The 22881-nt window shown below is 26.0% G+C and carries 20 protein-coding genes; 6 read left to right on the plus strand and 14 right to left on the minus strand.

Annotated elements, in window-relative coordinates; translation table 4 throughout:
- Nucleotides 1–6: 6 nt before the first annotated feature.
- The 12 genes from ACXYRR_RS00940 to ACXYRR_RS00995 form a co-directional block, all read right to left on the minus strand.
- A complete protein-coding gene (locus ACXYRR_RS00940) occupies nucleotides 7–363 on the minus strand; it encodes a PTS glucose transporter subunit IIB (protein ID WP_458597343.1) in 357 nt (118 codons plus the stop codon).
- A gap of 216 nt (nucleotides 364–579) precedes the next feature.
- Nucleotides 580–1629 carry an FtsZ/tubulin family protein gene (locus ACXYRR_RS00945; protein WP_458597344.1) on the minus strand — a complete coding sequence of 350 codons (1050 nt, stop codon included), beginning with the start codon at nucleotides 1627–1629 and terminating at the stop codon, nucleotides 580–582.
- Nucleotides 1629–2783 carry an MAG3720 family protein gene (locus ACXYRR_RS00950; RefSeq protein ID WP_458597345.1) on the minus strand — a complete coding sequence of 385 codons (1155 nt, stop codon included), beginning with the start codon at nucleotides 2781–2783 and terminating at the stop codon, nucleotides 1629–1631. Before ACXYRR_RS00950 ends, ACXYRR_RS00945 begins: the two co-directional genes overlap by 1 nt.
- 11 nt (nucleotides 2784–2794) lie before the next feature.
- Entirely contained in the window at nucleotides 2795–3697 is a 903-nt protein-coding gene (gene rsmH / locus ACXYRR_RS00955; RefSeq protein WP_458597346.1) for a 16S rRNA (cytosine(1402)-N(4))-methyltransferase RsmH, read from the minus strand.
- Nucleotides 3697–4122 carry a division/cell wall cluster transcriptional repressor MraZ gene (locus ACXYRR_RS00960; protein WP_458597347.1) on the minus strand — a complete coding sequence of 142 codons (426 nt, stop codon included), beginning with the start codon at nucleotides 4120–4122 and terminating at the stop codon, nucleotides 3697–3699. Before ACXYRR_RS00960 ends, rsmH begins: the two co-directional genes overlap by 1 nt.
- Before the next feature lie 209 nt (nucleotides 4123–4331).
- The gene (locus ACXYRR_RS00965) at nucleotides 4332–5006 is read right to left on the minus strand and encodes a potassium channel family protein (RefSeq protein WP_435130478.1); all 675 of its coding nucleotides are present in this window, start codon (nucleotides 5004–5006) and stop codon (nucleotides 4332–4334) included.
- 8 nt (nucleotides 5007–5014) lie between these two features.
- On the minus strand, nucleotides 5015–6802 hold the full coding sequence (locus ACXYRR_RS00970; protein ID WP_458597348.1) for a potassium transporter TrkG: 1788 nt from the start codon (nucleotides 6800–6802) through the stop codon (nucleotides 5015–5017).
- 15 nt (nucleotides 6803–6817) lie between these two features.
- The gene (locus ACXYRR_RS00975; protein WP_458597349.1) at nucleotides 6818–7054 is read right to left on the minus strand and encodes a YneF family protein; all 237 of its coding nucleotides are present in this window, start codon (nucleotides 7052–7054) and stop codon (nucleotides 6818–6820) included.
- A 16-nt stretch (nucleotides 7055–7070) separates the two neighbouring features.
- Nucleotides 7071–8192, minus strand: coding sequence for a zinc-binding metallopeptidase family protein (locus tag ACXYRR_RS00980; RefSeq protein ID WP_458597350.1), 1122 nt, complete (start codon nucleotides 8190–8192; stop codon nucleotides 7071–7073).
- 65 nt (nucleotides 8193–8257) lie between these two features.
- Nucleotides 8258–8851, minus strand: coding sequence for a hypothetical protein (locus ACXYRR_RS00985; RefSeq protein ID WP_458597351.1), 594 nt, complete (start codon nucleotides 8849–8851; stop codon nucleotides 8258–8260).
- The gene (gene rlmB / locus ACXYRR_RS00990) at nucleotides 8841–9563 is read right to left on the minus strand and encodes a 23S rRNA (guanosine(2251)-2'-O)-methyltransferase RlmB (RefSeq protein ID WP_458597352.1); all 723 of its coding nucleotides are present in this window, start codon (nucleotides 9561–9563) and stop codon (nucleotides 8841–8843) included. Before rlmB ends, ACXYRR_RS00985 begins: the two co-directional genes overlap by 11 nt.
- Nucleotides 9564–9578: 15 nt before the next feature.
- Entirely contained in the window at nucleotides 9579–10799 is a 1221-nt protein-coding gene (locus tag ACXYRR_RS00995; RefSeq protein ID WP_458597353.1) for a class I tRNA ligase family protein, read from the minus strand.
- A 151-nt stretch (nucleotides 10800–10950) separates the two neighbouring features.
- On the opposite strand from ACXYRR_RS00995, the gene ACXYRR_RS01000 reads away from it, so the two are divergent.
- Genes ACXYRR_RS01000 through ACXYRR_RS01010 form a run of 3 tightly spaced genes read left to right on the plus strand, consistent with a single transcriptional unit; the run spans nucleotide 10951 to nucleotide 13751 of the window.
- Nucleotides 10951–11739, plus strand: coding sequence for a DNA-methyltransferase (locus tag ACXYRR_RS01000; RefSeq protein ID WP_458597354.1), 789 nt, complete (start codon nucleotides 10951–10953; stop codon nucleotides 11737–11739).
- A 30-nt stretch (nucleotides 11740–11769) separates the two neighbouring features.
- On the plus strand, nucleotides 11770–12819 hold the full coding sequence (locus ACXYRR_RS01005) for a hypothetical protein (RefSeq protein ID WP_458597355.1): 1050 nt from the start codon (nucleotides 11770–11772) through the stop codon (nucleotides 12817–12819).
- Nucleotides 12807–13751 carry a hypothetical protein gene (locus ACXYRR_RS01010; RefSeq protein ID WP_458597356.1) on the plus strand — a complete coding sequence of 315 codons (945 nt, stop codon included), beginning with the start codon at nucleotides 12807–12809 and terminating at the stop codon, nucleotides 13749–13751. Before ACXYRR_RS01005 ends, ACXYRR_RS01010 begins: the two co-directional genes overlap by 13 nt.
- A 246-nt stretch (nucleotides 13752–13997) precedes the next feature.
- Here the strand turns inward: ACXYRR_RS01010 and ACXYRR_RS01015 are convergent, their stop codons facing one another.
- Entirely contained in the window at nucleotides 13998–15389 is a 1392-nt protein-coding gene (locus tag ACXYRR_RS01015; protein WP_458597357.1) for a DUF2179 domain-containing protein, read from the minus strand.
- 161 nt (nucleotides 15390–15550) lie between these two features.
- On the opposite strand from ACXYRR_RS01015, the gene ACXYRR_RS01020 reads away from it, so the two are divergent.
- Nucleotides 15551–16483, plus strand: a complete 933-nt coding sequence (locus ACXYRR_RS01020; protein ID WP_458597358.1) for an Mbov_0400 family ICE element protein — start codon at nucleotides 15551–15553, stop codon at nucleotides 16481–16483.
- Nucleotides 16484–16535: 52 nt separating this feature from the next.
- Here the strand turns inward: ACXYRR_RS01020 and ACXYRR_RS01025 are convergent, their stop codons facing one another.
- On the minus strand, nucleotides 16536–16817 hold the full coding sequence (locus tag ACXYRR_RS01025) for a hypothetical protein (RefSeq protein WP_458597359.1): 282 nt from the start codon (nucleotides 16815–16817) through the stop codon (nucleotides 16536–16538).
- A 130-nt stretch (nucleotides 16818–16947) separates the two neighbouring features.
- Between ACXYRR_RS01025 and ACXYRR_RS01030 the strand changes: the two genes are divergently transcribed.
- Entirely contained in the window at nucleotides 16948–18402 is a 1455-nt protein-coding gene (locus ACXYRR_RS01030) for a hypothetical protein (protein WP_458597360.1), read from the plus strand.
- 620 nt (nucleotides 18403–19022) lie between these two features.
- The gene (locus tag ACXYRR_RS01035; RefSeq protein ID WP_458597361.1) at nucleotides 19023–22859 is read left to right on the plus strand and encodes a hypothetical protein; all 3837 of its coding nucleotides are present in this window, start codon (nucleotides 19023–19025) and stop codon (nucleotides 22857–22859) included.
- Nucleotides 22860–22881: the final 22 nt, after the last annotated feature.

Genomic DNA, 22881 nt, shown 5'->3' on the forward strand with positions numbered 1-22881 from the left:
AAGTACCTACTTGATATATTTTGCTAAAGCATCTGCTACTGCTGCTGTATATTGTTCAAAAGTGATAGAAATAGAATTAGATTTTAAAAACAACCCACGAACACCTTTTAAAGCCTTTATTGACTGTATATCAATTATTTTAGTATCTTTTAAAGTGATATTAACTCTGTAGTGTGTATTGGTTATTTTGATAATATTTTCTTGTTTTAATGCATTAATTAATGTTTGAATTTTAAATGGTAAATTGTTTTCTTGGTAAATAGTATTTTTTTGATGATTTTTACTTTTATTTTTTCATTTTAATCAAATGAATCCAAAGGTTATAATGGTATAAAAAATAATAATTCAGGTTCTTTTTTTCATATATTATTAATTTTACAACATTTACCATAATATAAAATAGAATATATGAATTTAGTCAAAATTTACTTATTTTTTTTAGTTGTTTTTAATTCAATTTAACTAAAAATTTAAATAATTAATTATTTTTATATAATAAATATTATTATGCTTATTTATATAAAAAAACTAGTAAATATTACTAGTTTGCAATCTATAATTCTGATTAATAATTATCTTCTAAGACTTCGAGAATCATGAATCATACATTGAATTATAGTTTTTTTGATTCGAAATAATTTTTGTGTTTTCTGAGTTTATTTGCTTCAATCCTTGCGAATATTTTGCATCAGTAGATTCAACATCATTTATATGTAAATTTTTTATATTATTATCAAGAGAATTATTTCGATTTACTAAATTTTGATTTATTCCACTTATAAATACATTTACATCTATAAAACTAAATGATTTTTGTTGATAAACTATATTTTTTATAATTTGTACATCATTAGATAAATTAAAATATTTAACAATTTCAGAAATTATTCGGCTAATTTCTTTATTTGTGTTGACATCTGTTTTAATGTTTACAAAAACTTTTGCAGCATTTTGGATTTGGGAATCATTTAAATTATATGTAGAAAACTTCTTAATTATTTTACTACTTAAATTGCTTCCGGATGCTTTTGCAGCAGTAATATAAGTTAATCCTGAATTCTCTAACGTCTTCTTTAAATTTGCAAGATTTATTGAATTATTCGCATTTTCATTTAAGAAGTTAATTAAATAACTTAATTGTAAGTTTGCGATTTTATTAATTTCTTGATCTGGAAAGTCTGGATACATATGATGTATTTTTTGCGTTGATACAAAAGTGTATGCATCAGAACATTCAATGATTTTATCTAAATATTGCTTTATATTAGGTAAATATGAATTTTGTAAAGGTATTTTGATAACTGAAACAACTAATTTGTTTAGCATTTTTGCTAATTTTGTTATTGCAGGAGTTAACCAAGTTCCCACATTGTCTATATAACTGCTGATTAACACAATTTCAGCATCTGCTAGTATATTTTTTAACATTAATGCATCAATATGACTGCTAAAGTCATCAATATTATCTTTTAGATTCTCTTTTATTAGTATTTTGCTTTCACAAGAACTTTTACTAAATTCTTGTTTATTTGCAAAAATTGCAATATATTCAATTTCATCATTTTGCTGAAAAGAAATTGGGTTTTCACAAAAACTACCACATATATCTAAAATTTTAATACTTTTCATTAATGTTTAAAAGCAAAGATTCTTTGTCAAAAACTTTTATTTTTGATATATGTTAAATCAATTTCACGTGTAACGGTTTGTAAGTGTCCGCTATCATCATAGTTAAATGAATTAGCAAAAATAATTGACTGTTTAATAATTGGATCAAGTTTATGTATCAAGTTAAAACCACCTTGGGTAATGGAATTTAATTGATAAAAACCTTTCAGTAGTTTTGAATCAATGTTTATTTGCTCTGTAAGTTTTTTAGTTATAAAGTCTGTTAATAAGTCATTGCTGCTATTAATTCAAACTTTTAATTCTTTGTTATTATATTTTAAAATTTGGTTGATTTTTGAACATAATATATTTACAAAGTTTATCAAAAGTGAATATATATCATTGTTGATTTCATCGAGAATTTGACCAGAATCACAAGATAAAATTTCATTGATTCTTGCAAAAATAACTTTTTTACTTAAATTTTGATCTAAAAACTTATTTACTATAACATCTGTACCCATTGCGATGTTAATAGTATTGAGAATATAGCCATTTTTTACAAAACTTACATAAATATTACTATCACATATGTTAACTAAAAGGTTGTTATTTTCTTGATTAAGTGAGCTTGCAAGAATTTGTTGAAAGGTCGCAAGTGTGTATGTAATATTTTTTTTATTTAAATTTGTCAAGTATTTATATGTCTTTACAAGAAAGGAATTTAATTGTAAATTATTTGTATTAAGAAATAATTGACTTTGAAATTGATGCAAACTTTGATAATCTTTGTCTTTTGGAAAAGTATCATAGTATTTATAAACACCATTATAAAAAGTTTGATATTGGTAGTTAAAGGTATTCAAATGAATAAAATCTTCAATTTGCTCAGGTTTTTCATTTAAAACATCTGTATTAACTTGCTTTTGACTAAGGATGTATTTAGTTTCTAAAAATAAGTCATCTTTTAAATTGATATTAATAAAAATATCATCTTTTTTGTATTTTTTGGTATAAGTGTTGATTTTATCTTTAATAAAATCTAAAATAATTATGGATTTTTGATAATAGATTTTAACATCTTCGGCGATTTTGCTAAAGTTGTTATTTGAATTTTTAATAGAAGAAAAGTAAAAATGATTTTGATGAATATTGAAATTTAAAAATATTTTCATTTTAACTCCTTCTATATTAATTTAGTTAATTTACGTAATTTTGCACTTTTTGAGCGTCGATTAATTTGAATTTCTGCTTGAGTAGGCAAAATTTGTTTTTGAATAAATGCTTTTGGTTCTTGAATCGGTAATTTGCTTGGTAGTTTTGACTTACAAAGTTGATTAAAATGCTCTTTTACTACCTTATCTTCAATTGAATGAAAGGTGATAATTACTAAGGAAGCATTGATTTTTAACAAATTAATGGCATCTTTTAGCATTGTTTTTAAAGAGTTGATTTCATCGTTTACTTCGATGCGAATTGCTTGAAATACAGGTTTTGCAGGATTTTTAGCACGTAATAATGCAGCAGGATATGCTCTTTTTATCACATCAACTAATTTTAGTGTTGTTTCAATAGGACGCGATGCTATAATGGCTTTCGCAACCCGACTAGCAAGTTTTACATCAGCGTATTTATATAGCAACCGTACTAAATCACTTTCACTATATTCGTTAACTACCTTATAAGCAGTTAATTGTTGATCTTGATTCATACGCATATCTAAAATTGCATCTTTGTTGTAGCTAAATCCACGGTGACCTTGATCGATTTGTGGAGATGAAACACCTAAATCAGCAATAATTCCATCAACTGAATAAACACCTAAATCCGATAATCTTGATTTTATATCTTTGAAATCACTTTTGATTATCGTGAAGTTATTCGATACTTTTTTAAGACGTTCAGATGCTATCTTAATAGCATAGTCATCTTTATCAAAAGCATACAAGTGTCCGTTTTCAAGTTGCTTTAATATCGCTTCTGAGTGACCACCCATTCCAAGGGTTAAATCGATATATATTCCATTTTTATCTATGTGCAAGGATTCGATGCTTTCATTAAGGAGTACAGAATAATGTAAGTTTGTCATTATAGCAGCGAAATTTTTTCTGCTAATGCCGACATATCTGAAAGTGATATTTCAGCATTTTCTGCATCAAATTTTTCCTTAGCTCAAATTTCAACAAGCGAACCCATACCCACAAATGTTATTTCTTTTTTGATAGCAAGATCAGTAGTAATTTTTTTCGGGATGCTAAAACGACCCACTGAATCTAGTGTGGCTAAAAAGGAATTACCAAGAATAAATCTAGTTACCTTTCTCACATCCTTATTAAAGAAGCTTTTTGATTCAATATTTTGACGGTATTTATCAAATTCTTCAATACTGCGTAGTTCGGCATTACCATCAAAACCGATGCTAACCATAAATTGATTACCCAACTGTTCTTGAAAGACTGGAGGTAAGATAACACGGTTTTTGTCATCTAGGTTTCTTGTATGTTGTCCAACCATTACCACGTCCTCCCACTATCTAATAAAATTCTACCACTATTTACCACCACTTATAAATAAAATTTTAATATTTTTTATCTTTTTAGTTTCTTAATCAATTTTGTTTTGACTAAAACAAAAGAAAACACCTATTTTTATGTATATTTAAAAATAGGTGTTAAAAAATTTGTGAAAAAATTTTCCACATTTTATCAATGTGGAAAATAATTTTAGTTTTGGTTATTAAATCATTCAAAGGCAGCAGTAACATTTTCTATTTCACCGATAACAGTAACTGTATCATTTTCATGTAAGACAGTATCAGCAGTTGGTCTAATTTTCTTTTGTTGGGTTTTAATTAACACGATTGTTATTTCTCATTTGTTTAAATTTAGATCACGAATTGGTATATTACAAATACTTTTGTTTTTAATTACAGAGTTTCCTAACACAAAACCATCACCGAGTTCTTGTAGATTCTTGCTATATAAAATAAATTTTTCATTTGATGCAATTAATGCAGCACGGATTCCGGCTTCTTGTTCAGGCCGCAAAATTGCACTAACACCAATTTGTCTTAGCACCCTTGCGTGACGACGACTTACAGCGCGAGCGATAATGTTTTTAACTTTTAATTCTAATAAGGCTGCAATGATTTCGATATTATCAGGGACAGCAACAACGATTGTTCCGATTTTTTCTACACCAATTGCTTTTAGCAATTTTGTTTCCGCAGCATCACCTACTATAAGCCTTTGTGCATCATCTTCATAAAGTTTTAACCGTTCTGAGTCGGTATCGATAATTGTAATTTGCTTGCCTAATTTAATTAACTCTTCAACAACGGCCTGTCCGAAGCGACCTAACCCGATAACAGCGATGTCATCGCTTTGTTTAAATTTCATATTTTCTCCTAACCGATTGCTAGATCAGCATCGATGTATTCATAACTGCGATCTTTTGATTTCTTACGTTTTCATACCAACAAGGTTGATGAAACACCGAATTGACCGATAAACATTGTTAATATTAATGCAAGTTTTGAAGCAACATTGAGATCTTTAGTTATTCCAGTGCTTAATCCGGTAGTTCCGAAAGCACTAGAAACTTCAAAAATGATATGCATTGGATCATAATAAGGTTTTGATAAATTTGAACCAGTTTGCATCATATTTGATGTACTGATGTGTCCACCTGAAACATCAAAGGAAGTAAATGTGATTAAAGTGACAAAAAAGACTAAGACAAAAGCTAAAATAAAAGTTTGTGTAGCCATAAAGACGGTTTTTTGTTCAATAGCACGTTTAAACATTCTTACCCGTTTGCGACCCATTAAAACAGAGATGGTAGTCATTAGCAAGACAGCAAAAGTAGTTGTTCGTATTCCACCACCTGTTGATGATGGTGCAGCACCAATAAACATCATAGCTGTTCATATTAAAATTGAACTTGCACTAAAATCTCGTAAATTCACACTTGAAAAACCAGCAGAACGTGTTGAAAAAGTTGTGAATATTATCGCAAAAGTTTTATCAAAATTGTTTCCGTACATATAACCTTGATTAATATAATGTTTTAAATTTTCAAGATTATCCTTACTTGTGTTTAATAAATTGTATATTTTTAATTCCGAATCACTAAGATTATTTGAATTTGTGATATTTAAAAGATGTGAAAATTTTTGGTTATTATTAATTGCAGATAATCAAGTATTGTATTCTTGATAATATGCTCCTGGGATATAAACTTTATTTCAGATAGTATTTTGTGATTTAGATGTTGCTTCAAAGGAAATTGTTAAAATAAAACCTACTAAAAATACTAAAATATAGGAAATAATTGAAACTTTGGTAAATAAACTAAAGCGATGTTTTCCTTGGTATCTACGGATTTTATGTTTTAAATAGCGATGGATATCATATATTGTTGGATAACCTAAGCCACCTATCACAAAAAGGATGATAAATCATATTTGTAATCCAAAATTAAGATAATAAGGCATGATTGAATTACCAGAAATAATGTCAAAACCAGCATTATTGATAGCTGAAATAGTGTGAAAGAAACCAAATCTAAATGAGTGTGCTCAGTTTTTATAAGGATTTATATATTCGCCTTGTGTTTGTAAATATGATTTAATTCCTAATGTTTGTTGTGGTGGAGTGTAATAAAAATAAATCGACATTAAAATACTTGAAATAAGTATGACAATTAATAAAAATTTCAAAGAAGATATAATTAATTTTATAGTTACATTAACATCCGAACTACCGCGTTCATGCTGGAGCAGTTGCACATTTCCAATTGATGTGATTTGTCTACCTAATAAATAATTGAAAATAAAGAATTTTAAGGCAAATATCCCGATTCCACCAAGTAAAATTAAAATAGCAATAATCGCTTGACCAAAATAATTTCAATGTGAAAAAGTATCATAGACAACTAATCCGGTATCTGAAAAAGCACTCGCTGTTGTAAATAAAGCATTGATATAATTATCAAATGAAGTTCAGTTATGATTATATGTCTTTTGAGTAATTGGACTTCAAAGCAGTAAACTAAAAATCAAAACTACAAAAAAATAAACAATTAAAAGATATTTTAATTGCGAAATATTTCTGCGTCAGTTTAAAAATTTTATAAATAACTGGACTAATTTTAAAGACTTAAGGAATTTACGAACCTTAAACCAAAAACTCATGTAACTCCTTAGAGATTATTTATCAGATTGCATAGAACGCATAATTTGTCTAATTTGTGATTCACTAGCAGTGCGTCCCATTTGTTTAAACATTATTCGAATTTGTTTTTCTGTAATAGGTGGATTTTCTTTAAGTTGTTTTTGAAACATTTTTTTTGCAACAATAAATGTTACAACTGCAGCGGCAAAAATAACAAAAATGATAACACCTATCATCATACCAACAAATGCTCCTGTTGACATTTCAACCATTGTTACTCCTTAATAATTAATTATACTTAATTTTTTGATATTCTGAATCATTAAAATCCTTAAGAAAATTAACTATCAAATCACTAGCAGCTAATAAATCAGAAATTGCACAAACCCCGATGGGACTATGTAAGTATCTTTGTGGTAGTGAAATTGTTAACACAGATGCCCCACCTGGAGCAAATTGTAATTCCTTAGCGTCAGTTCCTCCACCAGCAGCAACAAATTTATAAGTAGGAATTTGATATTTATTTGATATTTTTATAAATGCATCAATTAGTTTTGGGTCCATCAAAGTTCCACCATCTTTTACACGGATTGCAGCACCTGCATTTAATTTGGTGCTACCTGGTATAGTTGCATATGTATCATGTGAAGATGTAGTATCAAGAGCAATTGCAATATCTGGGTTAATAATTGAAACTGATGTTCGAGCACCACGGGTTCCAACTTCTTCTTGTACAGTTCCTACTAAATATAAATTTACATCTAAATCACAATTGGCTATCTGTGAGGCAATTTCATCTAAAACTGCTACACCTGCACGATTATCCATTGCTTTTCCACCAATTAAATTTGTATCATTGAACAAAATTGTTTCACCTGATAAATAAACTCTATCCCCTATTTGAACTCCTGCAGCAATTGCTTGTTCTTTTGAATAAAAACCAAAATCTGCATATAAATCATTATTTGTAAGAGCTTGTGAAATTTTTGATGCTTCCATAATATGGATGCTGGTATGCCCGAAAACACCTATATACTCTTGTTTTGATGAAGTGATTAATTTTGCTTTAGTTCCAATAACAACAGAGGCTCAAATTCCGCCTACTGGAGTTAAAAGAAGTTGTCCAGTTTTGGTAAAATCACGAACTAAATATCCTACTTCGTCCATATGAGCAGCAATCATTACTTTTGGAGCATTAGGGCTACTTGCTTTTTTATAAAAAATAATTGAACCAAATTTATCTCTAGATACTTCAAAATTATTACTAATATTTTTACGAAGCAAACTTGCAACAGGTTCTTCGTAACGCGACATTGCATCAGTTTGCATATAAGAAATTAATTTATTTTTAAATTCATTTTGTCTTGGTTCTGTAACATAATAAGATGGTTTATTGCTTTGATCTGACATAATTTCCTTTTGTAATATATTCTACCAAATTTTAAAAAATAGCCCATAATTATTGGACTATTTTTTTAGAAGAAATCAGTAATTTTTGCTCGGATGTTTGTTGTAATTTCTTTTTGTTTTGAATTTGTATAATGCATTTTATTATTATTTAATAAGTTTTGCAAATAATTTCTTTCTTGTTCATTTAACAGATGCATAATTGAAATTAATTTTACATATGCTTCGTTTTTATTGTTTCTTTCTTGAAAGTTTTTATATCATGAAAGTTTGTTTTGCAAACGATTGAAATTTATATTGTGTCTACCGATCTTGTTTTCAAAACGACTTTGACTTCCATAATGAGCATTAAAAAAATTGATAATGCGATACTTTAGCATACTTCAAAAATAGTTAGCAAAAGGGATGTCCTGCTGATTGCGTTTTGTTTTTAACATCTGCAATAGTTCATAATATGCTGCATTTAATATCTCATCAAAACTAAATACATGATCAAAATATACATTTTGGATTTTATGACATACAGCGAATAAAATTTGCTGGTATTGCTTTATAAATGATTGAATAATCTGATTATTTGTGATGTGTTTCTTGCTTTCATCCAAGTTTAAAAACTCAATAACTTCTGAATCAAGATTTTTGATCTGGAACTTAGTCCTCATTTAATTTACTGATATAATCAAAAAGGATAATACCAGTTGCAACCGAAACATTTAAAGATTGTATGCTTCCGTATTGTTTGATATAAACACTTTGATCGCAGACTGACAAAACACTTTTTGAAACTCCATCTCCTTCATTTCCTACAACTAAAATAGTTGGTTTATTATATTTTATTTGTGTGTGTGGAATTGCCTTAGCATCTATGGTGGTAGCATAAGATCAATACCCAAATTTTTGAAGTTTCAAAATTGTTGCCGAAAGACTAGATACTTTGTAAAAATTGATATTTACAAAACCACCAGATGCAACTTTTAACACGGTAGAATTAATTAAAACACTTTTTTCTTTTGGAATAATAATGTCTTTGATTCCGGCTGCATTAGCAGTTCTAATGATTGCACCAAAATTATGTGGATCTTGTAAATGATCTAAAATTAAAATACATTGTGGTTTGGTTTTAATTATAAGATTTATATCTTTATAATTAAAACCATCTAATATACCAATAAACCCTTGGTGGTTTTCCTTGGTTATATTATTTAAAAAAGCATTATCCTTTATTTCTACATTGTTAGTCTTCTTTAAAAATTTAGTGTATTCTGCTTTAGCTAAATATATTTTTTTAAATTTATATTTAGCAGCAATTGCGTCAAGCAAGGTGTTTTTTCCACACACTAATAATTCTTTCATATTTTCTTTAAAATTTTTCATAACATTTGTCCATATTTAGACCAATTTTTGTTCCATTAAGGTATTTCTGAGTAAATCTGCATTTTGGTAGTCTTTATTTTGCAGATGTTCTTGTCATTGATGATATATTTTGACATAAGGTAGATAATCAAAATCACAGATATCAAATCTTAAGGTACTAAAAATTTCAGTAAGTAAACTAATATCATTGCTTTTTTTATTGATATTAATGTTTTTAATTAAATCATTAATCTTTTTATTAAAATCAGAAAATTTTTGTTGATATAAAAGTCGCATAATATTTTTGTATTTATCTTTATCATAGTCATTTCCGATGTTTTTCAGGTATTTTAAAAAGAAGATATTCTTAATTCTTTTTAACAAAATTTCGATATTGTTTATTGCATTATCATCGATGTTAATATTTGCTGTAAAAGAATTTAGTAAAAATAATAATTTTAGGTGATCACCTGTATATTGATTCAAAAAGTCTTTTGCTAAAATAAAATTTTGTAATGATTTAGACATCTTTTGTCCTTTTAAATTAATTTGTCCAGTTCGCAATCATTTTTTGGTGATATCATTATCTGTTACTGCAAAATATTGGATATTTTCATTTTCATGATGTGGAAATGTCAAATCCATCCCACCTCCGTGGATATCAAGTCCATCAATATTAAAATGTTTATAAACTAATGCAGCACACTCAGTATGTCAGCCTGGTCTACCTGTTCCAAAAGATGAATTATATTTTATCCCTTTATCGGTTGTTTTTCATAAAACAAAATCAGCATAAAATCTTTTATGTTCACTAAGATTTTCATCGAAAATCATATGCTCTATTTTTTGTTTTGATACTACACCATAGTGTGATAAGTTATTTTTTACACTAAAATATAATGAATTTTGTGACGTATATGTATGATTTTTTACTGTCATTTTTTTTATAAAATCTTCAATAATATCCAAATTTTTTGTAACATATTCATATTGATAAACTGTGTCAACTTTTAACTTTTTTAAAATATCTAAATAATAAGTTGCATACTTTGTAGCTATTTCTGATTCGCTGACATTTTCTTGTAAAGCTCTATTAATGATTTTATCATCGATATCTGTTATATTATGTATAAATTTAAAGTCGATATTTAATGCTCTGGCAGCTTTTAAAATAAGATCCATAGTTAATATTGGTCTAAGGTTCCCGATATGCACATCATTATATACAGTAGGCCCACAAACATAAATTTTTAGCATATGATTATTATATAGTTTTTCAAAAGAAGAGAATTAAAGAACAAAAAATATGGAATTTATTCAACAAAAACATCAAAAATAACAATATATAAAACGTTTTGTGAAGATATTCATATATTAAGATTTATAATATAAAAGTTATAGGAGTAATATGGAAGTTAATAAAGTGTATCAGATGGATGTTATTGAGTTTTTAAAGAATTTAAAAGATAACTCAGTTGATTTAATCATTGCAGATCCACCTTATAATTTAAATAAAAGCAGTTGAGATAAATTTGAATCTAATCAGGAATATTTTGAATTTATGTATTCTTGATTAGATTTAGCAGTTATGAAATTAAAAGATACAGCAAGCATATATTTGTTCAATAATTCATATAATTCTGCTTTCATTTTAGTTTATTTAATTAACAAAGGGATGTTATTTAAAAATAATATTATTTGATATAAAAAAGATGGTTTTTCACCAAGTAAGAAAAAATATGTTAATAATCAAGAGACAATTACATTCCTAACAAAATCTAATAAATATACATTCAATTATAATGATATAAGAACTGAATATCTTTCGAAGAAGCGACTTTTGAATGCTAAAAACAAAGGGATAATTAAAAAAGGGAAACGATGAACACCTAATCCGAATGGTAAATTATGTACTGATATTTGAGAAATTCCGTCGGTTAGACATACGAATAAAGTTAACGGCAAGGTTGTGAAGACTAATCATCCAACACCGAAACCGAAAACAATGATTGAAAGAATGATAAAAGCAAGTTCTAATCCGGGAGATCTTGTTCTAGATTTATTTAGTGGTAGTGGTGTTACATCATTTGTAGCAAAAGAATTAAATAGAAATTTCATAGGATGTGAGTTAGATTCAGAATATGTTATGAAAATAAACATAAAATTACTAGATATAAACAAGCAGCAGCAAAAATAATTGTTATAATTTATAACTTATAAGGATTTTATGCAAAAGAATTATCAAGAGATTTATAAACATTTATCTAAATCACAAATACCGTTAGAAGATTTTAAAAAGACAAGGTTATTTAGTTATTTATCTAATTTAGGATACCAGTTATCAAAATTCAAAAATATGAATCAAAAATCATTGTATTATATACACTTTACATCTTTTTGTAATATTTATCAGCCTAACAAAATAAGGTTAAGAAATGATTCGTTTTTAGATGATGTGATAAATAAAAAAGATTCTATTTTAGTAGCTGGATACCGTGAAAATAAAGATGTTTACTTAGTTTTTATGAGTAAATCATTTTTTGGTTATAACAAACAAGTATCTGTATCAAATTCATTTATTTTAATGGAATATAGTGATTTAAAAAATAAGATACTACCATTAAATTCGGATGTAATTTTGCCTTATTGAATTAAGAAAAATAAGCAATCAAAAATAAAATATTTATACTATGTAACATCGAATGACTTTGATGAAGAAATTTTTGATAATTTTAAAGAAACAGTTAATAAGATGAATTTTAATCCATATTCTGAAAATATTGAAATTCAAAATTCACTTATAAACAAAGGCCCAAAAATAAACCAAAATGAAGTCTTAAAAATTAGAAGTTTTTGAAATTATAAATGTGCCTTGATAAGCTCAAATTATGACTATAAATGCCCACTTGGTGAAAACATTGATATAGATAAATTAAATAATTACGGTTTATCTTATGTAGATATTCATCATATTGTTCCGAAATGATATTTTATTAAGTATTTTAAGGATAAAGGTGAAATAATTGATTGAAATATGATTCATAGTAGCACAAATTTAATTCCATTGTGTGCTGCTTGTCATACAGGGATTCATAAAGGCTCTTCGAAAGAATCTATTAAAAAAGAACTTAGCTTTAAAATAATTAATTCGCTTTATAACAATTTATTTAATAAAAATATACAAAGTGATTTTGATAGTTTTATTATCAAAAATACTGATATCAAAGAAATAAAAAAATTATTTGAAATTTATACGGATGAATTATGAAGAAATTAATTGTCTGGGATTTATTTGGTGGTGGTCAAAACTCGGTATTTAATGCAATAAATGAAGATAAATATTTAAAAGACAAATTTGAAATATATACATGAGATATTACTGAACCTACTAGAAACAACCATTATAAATTAGATTTAGCATCAGATAATATAGTGCAATTATTTTGAAAATATCCTAGACCTGATATTATCGTTGCTAGTCCATTGTGTCAAAGTTTCAGTTGTGTTTTAGCAATGAAAGGCGGAGGAACTCCTTTTTGAAAGCTAAATGAAACCAAGGATTATGTTTTAGAACGAAGTGTAGAAGAATTTGAAAGATTAAAGGGTGGTTTTACTAAAAATTTAAAGGCAGATGTGCAACTTTTTATCAAACGTCTGGGTGAAAAATGTTTAAATAATACAATTGAATTAATAAAGTTTTATAAACCAAAATATTTTTATATTGAAAATCCTAAACAATCAATGATGTGAAAATATATACAATTTAACCGTAAAGATTTTCACAATGAAAATCATTACTTTAATGAAGCAAGCTATGGAAAATATGGTTTTCTAACAACAAAAGCAACTTATTTTTATAGTAATTTAAAATTAATTTTAAAAAAAGGAAGAATCGATCCACCTTATACGATACAAGAAATTAATGGTGAAAAGTATTATGTATTAAAAGATGATCACAACATTAAACTTAGACGCGATTTGGATAGTAGGATGTTAGGATTGGCTTCATTGAATCGGATGATTAAGGCTCGTAAAGTCAAAAGTGGTATGGGTGCAATGGATTTTGTGCAAAGATATAAAACACCTGTTCAAAAAAATAAAATGGTAAATGAACAAATATGTGAAGCAGGACCCGCTTCTGCCATACCTCATTCATTGATAATAGATATTTTTAATCAAATTTTAAATGATGTAGAAACGAAAGAGTAAGAAATACATTTAAAGGTATTAAAAATAAAAAAATGGAACAAATGTGGAAATAATTTTATTTATAGAATAAAAAAGTGAATTTTATTTGTAAATATTTAATATTTTCAAATACTTTAATTATAATTATTTAGCCTTGTACCCCCAAGGTAAAAAATAATTCTCAAATTGTGTAATGTTATTCATTTATGTCCTTTTGCTAGTAGCAAATAATATGATGATACAAAAAAACCAAGGAAACTTGGTTTTTTAAAATTTGTTTTGTGGTAAGAAAATGTGTCCATCAATGCTGGTAACATCGGATATTGCTATAAATGCATCGCTATCTATTTTTCGGACATCTTTTATAATTCGATTTACTTGTCTAAACAATGTAATTGATGTAACAACATCTAATAATTCATTTGAATAACCACCTTGTGCTTTAAACAAACTTACACCTGTAACAATTTTACGGTCAACTTTAATGATTTGAGCGATTTCTACTGCTTTTTTGAGTGAGTAAATTTCAACACGGACTAACTTAAATTTTGGATACAACTTATTTAAAACAATGATATAGACAATATTTGTTAAGATTGTTGCAACAAAATTCGGAGATAAATATAATTGAAATGATCACTTTAAGGAGTTTATTTGAGCAAGTTCATGACCAGAAATATTACCTGATTTTGATGCTGCTTCCAAAAGTAGTGAACCAGGCAATCATGAACCAATTAACACACCGATTAAAACAATTATAATGTTAATATTACCTGAAATAGAACCAAATGATTTTTGCTTAGTATTTGCATATCATTCACCAATAATCCCTGTAACTCCAGCAGTTCCACCGATTATCTGAATAATTGCAAAAATTCATGCAAGTAAAAATCCGTATATAATAGCAAAAACAAATAATGCAATAATATTTCCACCATCTTTTCAGGTTAGTGGGATTATCCCGCTTAATGGTTGCTGTCATTCAGAAAGTGATTTTTTAATTTCAGCATTTGAAAAATCACCAATTAAGTAGATTGAACCAATATTATGAATAAATCCTAATCCGAAGGAAACTAATGAAGAAACAACTAAAAAAATTACCGTTAAATTCGTAAATAATTTACCTATTTTTTTATAACCAAAAATAAATATCGGTATGCTTAGGATAATATAAGCTAATCAAAAGACAAATTGATCTAAAAAGTTACGAATTCCTAGTGTAACACTTCCTTTTGGAAGCAAAACAATTAAAAGTTTTGATAAAGCTTGTCCAAAAGTTGCTAATCCAAAGTTATAAATTCCGACATTTTTAACTAAAAAAACCGAAATAACACCAAAAAAGACAGCAGCAGCAATTGTAATTAAAACAAGTTTTCAAAAAGGTTTTTGTGAATAAAGCAAACTTAGTTTCAATCCGAAATTTGCCATTTTGGTTCTTTTATAAATGGTATTTTTTTTAACTAAACGAGTTTTTCTTTCGCTGGTTCCTGCTAGAATTTCTCCAATTTCTAATGTAAGTGTTTTTCGTGATATTTTTGAAATTAAACTATTATCATTTTCGGCTTTTTTGGTTTCTTCAAAAATTGGATCACAAATGCTGGTTTCATTTGTTACATTTTCTTTTTGAGTTTCTAACGAATCATTTTTGTTTTCTTGCATCAAACCTCCTTTTACATAGTAAAAAAATAACAAATTCTTGTTAAGTTTTTTATTAGAATAATTATATTCTTTTTAACTAAAAATTAGACATTTATCTAACTCAATTTTAGTTTTATAATTATATCAAATATAGTTTAGATATTAAGTGATAAAGGAATATGATGAGAGAAAAAGATATTTTAATGAAATTAGTAATGCCAAAATATTCAATAACATATAATCGCTTAGGAATTAATATTGGTAAGCATCCTATAATATTTTTTAAAAATTATCAAGATAATGAATATTATTATGTTTCTGCTCGTAGTGCATCTGATTTTGATAATAAAAAGAGATTTAAATATAATTACGAAGTTGAAATAACTAATTCAAAGATGTTAAATAATAAAGTAAGTTATATTGATACAACACAAATTTTTCATATAAATAAACAAGATCTATATAAAGTTTTTGATAAAGATTCAGTAATATTTTTAAATACAAATTATTTTGATATTAATGATATCAAAAGTATTTATAATAAAATTTATCAAAACTTAACTAAAAATCCACCTTATGTTTCACTTAGTTATATAAATATCAACAAAAATAAAATTCATACACAAACTAAATATTCACATAAAGAGTTTTTATGAAGAAATTATTCTGAATTACAAATAAAACCAGATGGATATAAATATCTTAATTCTGCTAAATGACAAATAAACAAAATTCTAAATAATAACAATTATCCAGATACTATTTTAGAACTTGATGATTTAGCTGGTGGAATATACACAACATATACTGAAATAATTCAAAAACATCATTTATTTGAAAAGTTTAAATCTTTTTTAAAAAAGGATTATCCACAATTTCTTGAAGATAAAAAACTTGATTTTAACAAATATTCACCAAGGCAACTTGAACAAATTTATTTAGGTTTACAAGCATCAGTTGATGTTGATAAATATTTGGATTCAAAATGAGAATACGATCAAATGCAGCAAATTAGAATAGGTTTACAAGCAAAAATTGATATAAAAGACTATTATGATAATAATTTAGATGGATTAAAGATGCAGCAAATAAGAAATGTATTTTTAATGAACTAGATATAAAGAATAAATATAAAAATTATTGAGCAGATTCTGAAAATGATAGTAATTATGATATTAATAAAGCAGATATCAATGTAAAGGACATATTTAATGAAAATTTTGATGACAAAATAAATATCGTTTTTAATGATATTCTCAATCCTAATATATCTTCATTAAATGAAGATGCGAAAGAGACTAAGAATGAAATAAATGTTAAAATTGTTAAAAATATAGATAAAGAAAGTAAATCAGATAATGATGAAAATTCAGATGTTGATAATAAACAAGAGAATGACTTAGTTATTGAAGAAGATAGCGGTATAGTTATGTAAGTTTTAAATTTCAATTGAAAATATTTCCTTAAAATAGATAAAAAAATAATAAATTCACTAAATCTTATATATAAAATTTTGATATAATAATAATATCGTGTATATAAAATAATTCGATATATTTATATAAATAAATGGAGTAAAATGAAAATCAAAAAGAAATTAATATCGCTTTTACTAATTTCATCTAGTGTCACAGCAGTAGCGACAACTGCAGTTGTTGCTTCTTATATTTCGGTAAAGAATGTTCCAACTAAAACTCAATCAATGCATATGTCATTAGCACCATTAAAATATTTTGATGGTGATAATGAAGTTAAAACAAATGAATCAGATAAGAAAACCGATTCAGATAATAAAAATTCATCAAAACAGGAAACAAAAGAGTTACAAGAAGCAAAAGATGGATACAAACAACTTATAGCGTCAATTTTAACTAACGAAAATAGCATTTTCACTGATAAATCTTTTAGTCAATATAAAAAAATAGTAGATGATGAGAAGAAAATTCTTGATGAAAAACTTGACAAAAAAGAAATTACTGTTTTTGATGTAAGACTAGCAAATTCAAAAATTATTCATTATAAGTATCAATTAGTGATAAATGATGCAAAATTAGATGATGTTTATAAAATCATAACAGATTTAACAACAAAAATAAAAAATGATGGTGCCGCAGAAGTTCAAGCAGAAATTGATAAAAAAGTAGCAGACTTTAAAAAATCTTATGCAGATGCAAAAGATAATAATCAAAAAACAGAACAATTAACTAAATTAACTGAAATTTTCCTTGATGCAACATTGATTCAACCTGCTATTAAAGATCTTAACACCACTAATATTAATTCACTTAAATTAGAAATTGAAAACACCTGAAAAGAAAATGCATTTTTCACTGTGGATTCATTTAAACAGTTTTCAGATGAAAAAACAAAACTTATAAATCAACTGCAAGATTTATTAACTAATGGTACATCAATTACACAAGCGCAAGAAGATCAAGTTAATTCAGATTTAAAAAATTCAATTAATAAGTTAGTTATAGAATCATCTAAATTATCAGATGCAGAGAATAAATTAAAAGAACTTATAAGCAAGTTACCTAATGAAAAAGATAAAAATACCAAAAAATCAGTTCAAGATGTTGCAAATGAAAAATTAGCAGAAATCAATAATGCTAAAACAGGTGAAACATTACCATCTGATAAATTACAAGATTTATCTACATTGTTTATAAATGTCTGAAGTCAAATAAATAACCAAGAACTGATACAAAACTTTAAAGAGAAATTAAATCGTGAAATTAAAAAAATAAGCGACAACGATGAAGTCCAAGTTCTTTCAAATGAAGTGCAAAAAGCAGCAACAATAGAAGATCTTAAAAAGGTACAACTAAAGATAACCGAAAAAATAGCAACTCAAAAAGAAGTGATTGAAGAACCAGAATCTAAATCTACTACAGCAGCTATAATTATTACATCGATTGTAATTGGTATTCTAGCAGTTGTTGGAGTTGTTATTTCATGAATTGCTGCTCCTCGCAAAGAAAAGAATAAAGATTCAAAAGCACAAGAGCAAGAACAAAAAGCAGAAAATTAATTTCTGTTTTTTGATATTTAATTAGTTAACTGATTTTATAAATTATAAGAATATATTGTTTCTAAAACTATATCCGTAGAAACAAATATTAACAAAGATTAGCGAATGATTCCAAGATCGTATTGATTAATCAAAAACTTAATTAATATGATAAATCAATATTTTATAAATATACTTAGATAATTATAAAATTATATTTCTTTATTAATTGTTGAAAAATTTCCGTGTATAATGAAATATTGTTCAAATTTCTCTGGAGGGGAGGGATTCTATAAACACAATTAAATAAAACACTGAATCAATAATGTTGATATAAGTTGCACAAGATTTTCTTATCTGTTTTTATATATTTAAATAAGATAGTTATAATATATTTATGGTTAAATAATGGAAAAATTTTCATTTATTTATCGTAAATTACAAATAAAAATATATAATTATAGAGCAAAGAATTTATTTAGTGTTTATCTTGTTTATACTTTTCATTAATAAGTAATTTAATCAAAGTAATTTTTCATTTTTAATTTTTATATTTATAACACTAAATTTATTATGCAAATAAAGATATAAAGTGAAATTTATATCTTTATTCTTATATCTTAATTTTAAGAAAGGTTTAAATGAAAAAAAGACACCAGAAAATTTTTCTTTTATTATCAGGGATTACTTCATCAACGGTAATATTAGTTACTGCATGTTCTAATCAAACTGATAATAAACCAAAGCAAGTAATTATAAATCCAAAATTAATTAATTTATCAACATTACAAACAACATCAAAATCAGCAAAAATAAAAGCCATAATTGATTCAAGCAAACCTGAATATAATAATGCAACGGATTTTAAAATAACATTTAATAACACTTCTTATATAGCTTTTGAGATAAAAACATCTAATAACCAAAAAGAAATTACATTTAACTTAAATGATTTAAATCCTGCTACTATCTATACATTTATAAAATTAGAATTTAAAAATAGTGTTTTAAATTCAGATGTCAATAATTTTTCTTTTACAACTACACAACAAAGTGATTTGACACCACCAAAAAAAAATGAACCTGATCCTGAAAGTGAAAAATCTCAACCTATTGACAAACAAGAATCATATAAAATCGAATCTGTTCAAACATCTAATGTTCATACAACATCTGCTATATTAAAAATTAAGATTCACACATCATCTGATATTTTAGATGCAAGTAATTTTATATTAACATTAAATAATCAAAACTACACTTCTTTGTCATTTAACAAACAAACAAAAGAAGTAACTTTTGAATTAGAAAACCTAAACATAAATACAACATATAAGTTAAATAAATTGATAGTAAATGATAAAGAATTTCCATCATTTAATTTTAGTTTTAAGACAAAAGCAGAAAATGTAGTTGAATCATTACAAGCAAGTTCGATTAGTCACAACAGTTTATCAATCACATTCTCTTTGACAGATAATAATTTAGATGTCACACAATTAAATGTAGAAGTAAGCGATTACAGTCAACCTATTTTAGTTTCATTTAATCAAGAAACTCAAAGTTACAATTTTACTTTAACTAATTTAACCCCACAAAAATCATATACTATCAATTCTATAAGTTATCAAGGTAAGACATTATCAATAAAATCCTTGAATCACACCTTTACAACCACTTCTAATGCATTGCAAGTTAATCAAGCACATTTGGTATCAAAAAGCAAAAATACTGCTGCAATCGAGTTTAATTTAAACCGCGATATAACAGACAATGAATTAGCATCATTATCGGTAGATTTAACAAACAACGAAGCAACAACCAAACATAATAAATTTAAATATTTATCAAACCATAAGATATTGCTTCAAATAGATTCACTAAAACCACAGACAACCTACAAACTAACTAAATTAACTTTAAATAACAATGATATAGCATTAAACCGAGAAAATCAACTTTCTTTTACAACATCAAAAGAAGTTGCTGCTGATTCATTTGTAATTAGCAAAATAACTTATAAAGATATCACTGCTACTTCTGCTACAGTGCATATTGACTTTAGTTCAAACGATCTTTTAAATGAAAACCATCATGAATTTGAAGTAAATTTAGATAATAAAGTTTATAAATTTAGTGATTATAATCCATCTGAATCATATGTTGAAATTGTGCTTGATAATCTTGATTTTCATACTAAGTATTTTGTAAATTCAGTTACACTAAATGATAAAACTTTAACATTACCAACTGATGAATCACAAAAATCATTTACCACCTTGGACTGAAATCGTCCGGTAATATTAAATAGTTTAGGATATACTTTTGAAGATAAAGTTTCAGCTGATTCATCTGATGTGATGTCATTAGATTTTGGTGTTATTGATTTATTTCCACTTCATCGATCTCAGTATTTCTTTACAGCAGAATTTACTGATGAAAGTGCAAATAAAGACTACAATTTAGATTTTTTTGCTACACCTAAGGAAAATAATAACAATCAATTAAGTTTAGATAATATTCGCATCTTTGTTAAAAATAATCCTGAAGAAGCTGATGAAGGACATTATTATGATTTAGAACCAAATAAAACATATAAACTCAAAGCATTAAAATTAACTAATGGTGATGGACAAAGTGAACACGGAACACTTACTTTTACTTTAAAACAAGGTGCTTCATTTATCATTGATACACATATTAACACCACCAGATATCAAAATGTTGAAATAACTAATACTAATAATAATTTAAATGTTTCACTTAGTTTATCAGCCGATTCAAGTGATCCTGTTTCAGTTGATATAAAAAGTGATTTTGGTGGTTTATGAAATATAAATTTAACTAAAACAAATGATAAATATACAGGAAGCTTACAGATTAATAATTTTCCGTCTGGAACATACAGCATCGCAAGAGTATATTTAAATTCAAAACCTATTTTTGTAAATAAAAATAATAAAGGTAACGATACATTAAGAATTGATGCAAGTAAACCAACAACAAATAATATAAATACAATAAACTATTCATATGATAAATTTAATTATCAACATAATATTATTTTAGATTTACAAAGTAATAACACTGTTAATACATTTGTCTATAAACAGTCTCCAAATATTGTTATACAAAAAAATGACTCGGAAGATTTTATTAATTTAAATAGTATATGAAATCCGAATACTAATAAATTAGAAATAAAAACTTTAAATTTAGATTTTGCAACAACTTATAAAGTTATCGGAATTGGTAGTGTACATATTAACGAAAATAAGTCATTTACAACTATAGCTAAACCTACTACAAAAGCACAGCTTAGTGTTGATGAGTTAAATAATCTAATTAATTCAATCAATCACTTAACATTAAAAAAACGTTGATGAGCATCTGGTATTAAAAAAGCTTTATTAGCAGATAAAGATTTATTTAAATACTTTAATTTTTCAAATAAAAATGGATTCGATAATGAAATAACATTTAATTTTGATGAAAGTAAATTTAGTAATCTAAATGAATTAAATGGTACATTATCGCTGACTTTGAAATTAAGTAGTGGAAATAATCATTCAATTGAAAAAACTTTTAAAATTGAAAATTTATACTCAAAAGCTTGAATTATTGCTAATAAAACTAACACATTATTATTCGATCCATTAGTACATATCTCAAAAACAGGTATGAAAAAATCCACCAAGGACTTTGATGATGCATATAAAGATGCTAAATATAGTAACATTGATGATTTAGATTCATCTTTTGGAAAACCTGCTATTATCGTTGATCTAAACGATGCATCGCTACAAAACTTTATTGATATCGATGATGGACTAAAAAGTTATGATCCAAGTGTTTTTAAAGCATATTTTGTTAAATATAAGGATGATGAAAATGTCTATAAACCATATAAAACCACTGCATATGCTCCATTAGGTATGATTCAATATAAAATAATGTTTTGATTCAATCCAACTAATGCTGAAGATAAATATACTAACCAAATTACACCTTTGTGATTAGTCGGATTTAATAATTATACTAACAAAGATGCAAAAGATTGATATACATATTTATCAAGGCAAGCAAAATTATATGCATCAGCAGATTATTTAACTGTTAATTCTTCATATGGTCTTAAATCAACTGCAACCGAGAGTGCTGAGCAAATGGTTGCATCAATAAATAATAAAGCAAATTCTCAAGAAAAAGTAGATTATCTTGATAAATATACTAATTTAATCAAGTTTATTAATGATAATTATAATGTTATAAAAGATGCCTATAATCCAGCTGTAGCACGCAGTTATTATCAAATTGAAATTATAAATGCATCAAAAATTGAATATGGTAAAAACAAGTTTGTAGATATTGCTTTTGCATTAAAACCAATATATTTGGGTGCAAGTGATGCATATAAAGCAAAAACAGATATTATAGCAAAAAATGTTATCCATATCCAATTACTTAACAATAATTAAAAATATCCCGAAAAACTTTCTT

The sequence above is a fragment of the Mycoplasma sp. 246B genome (assembly GCF_054353935.1).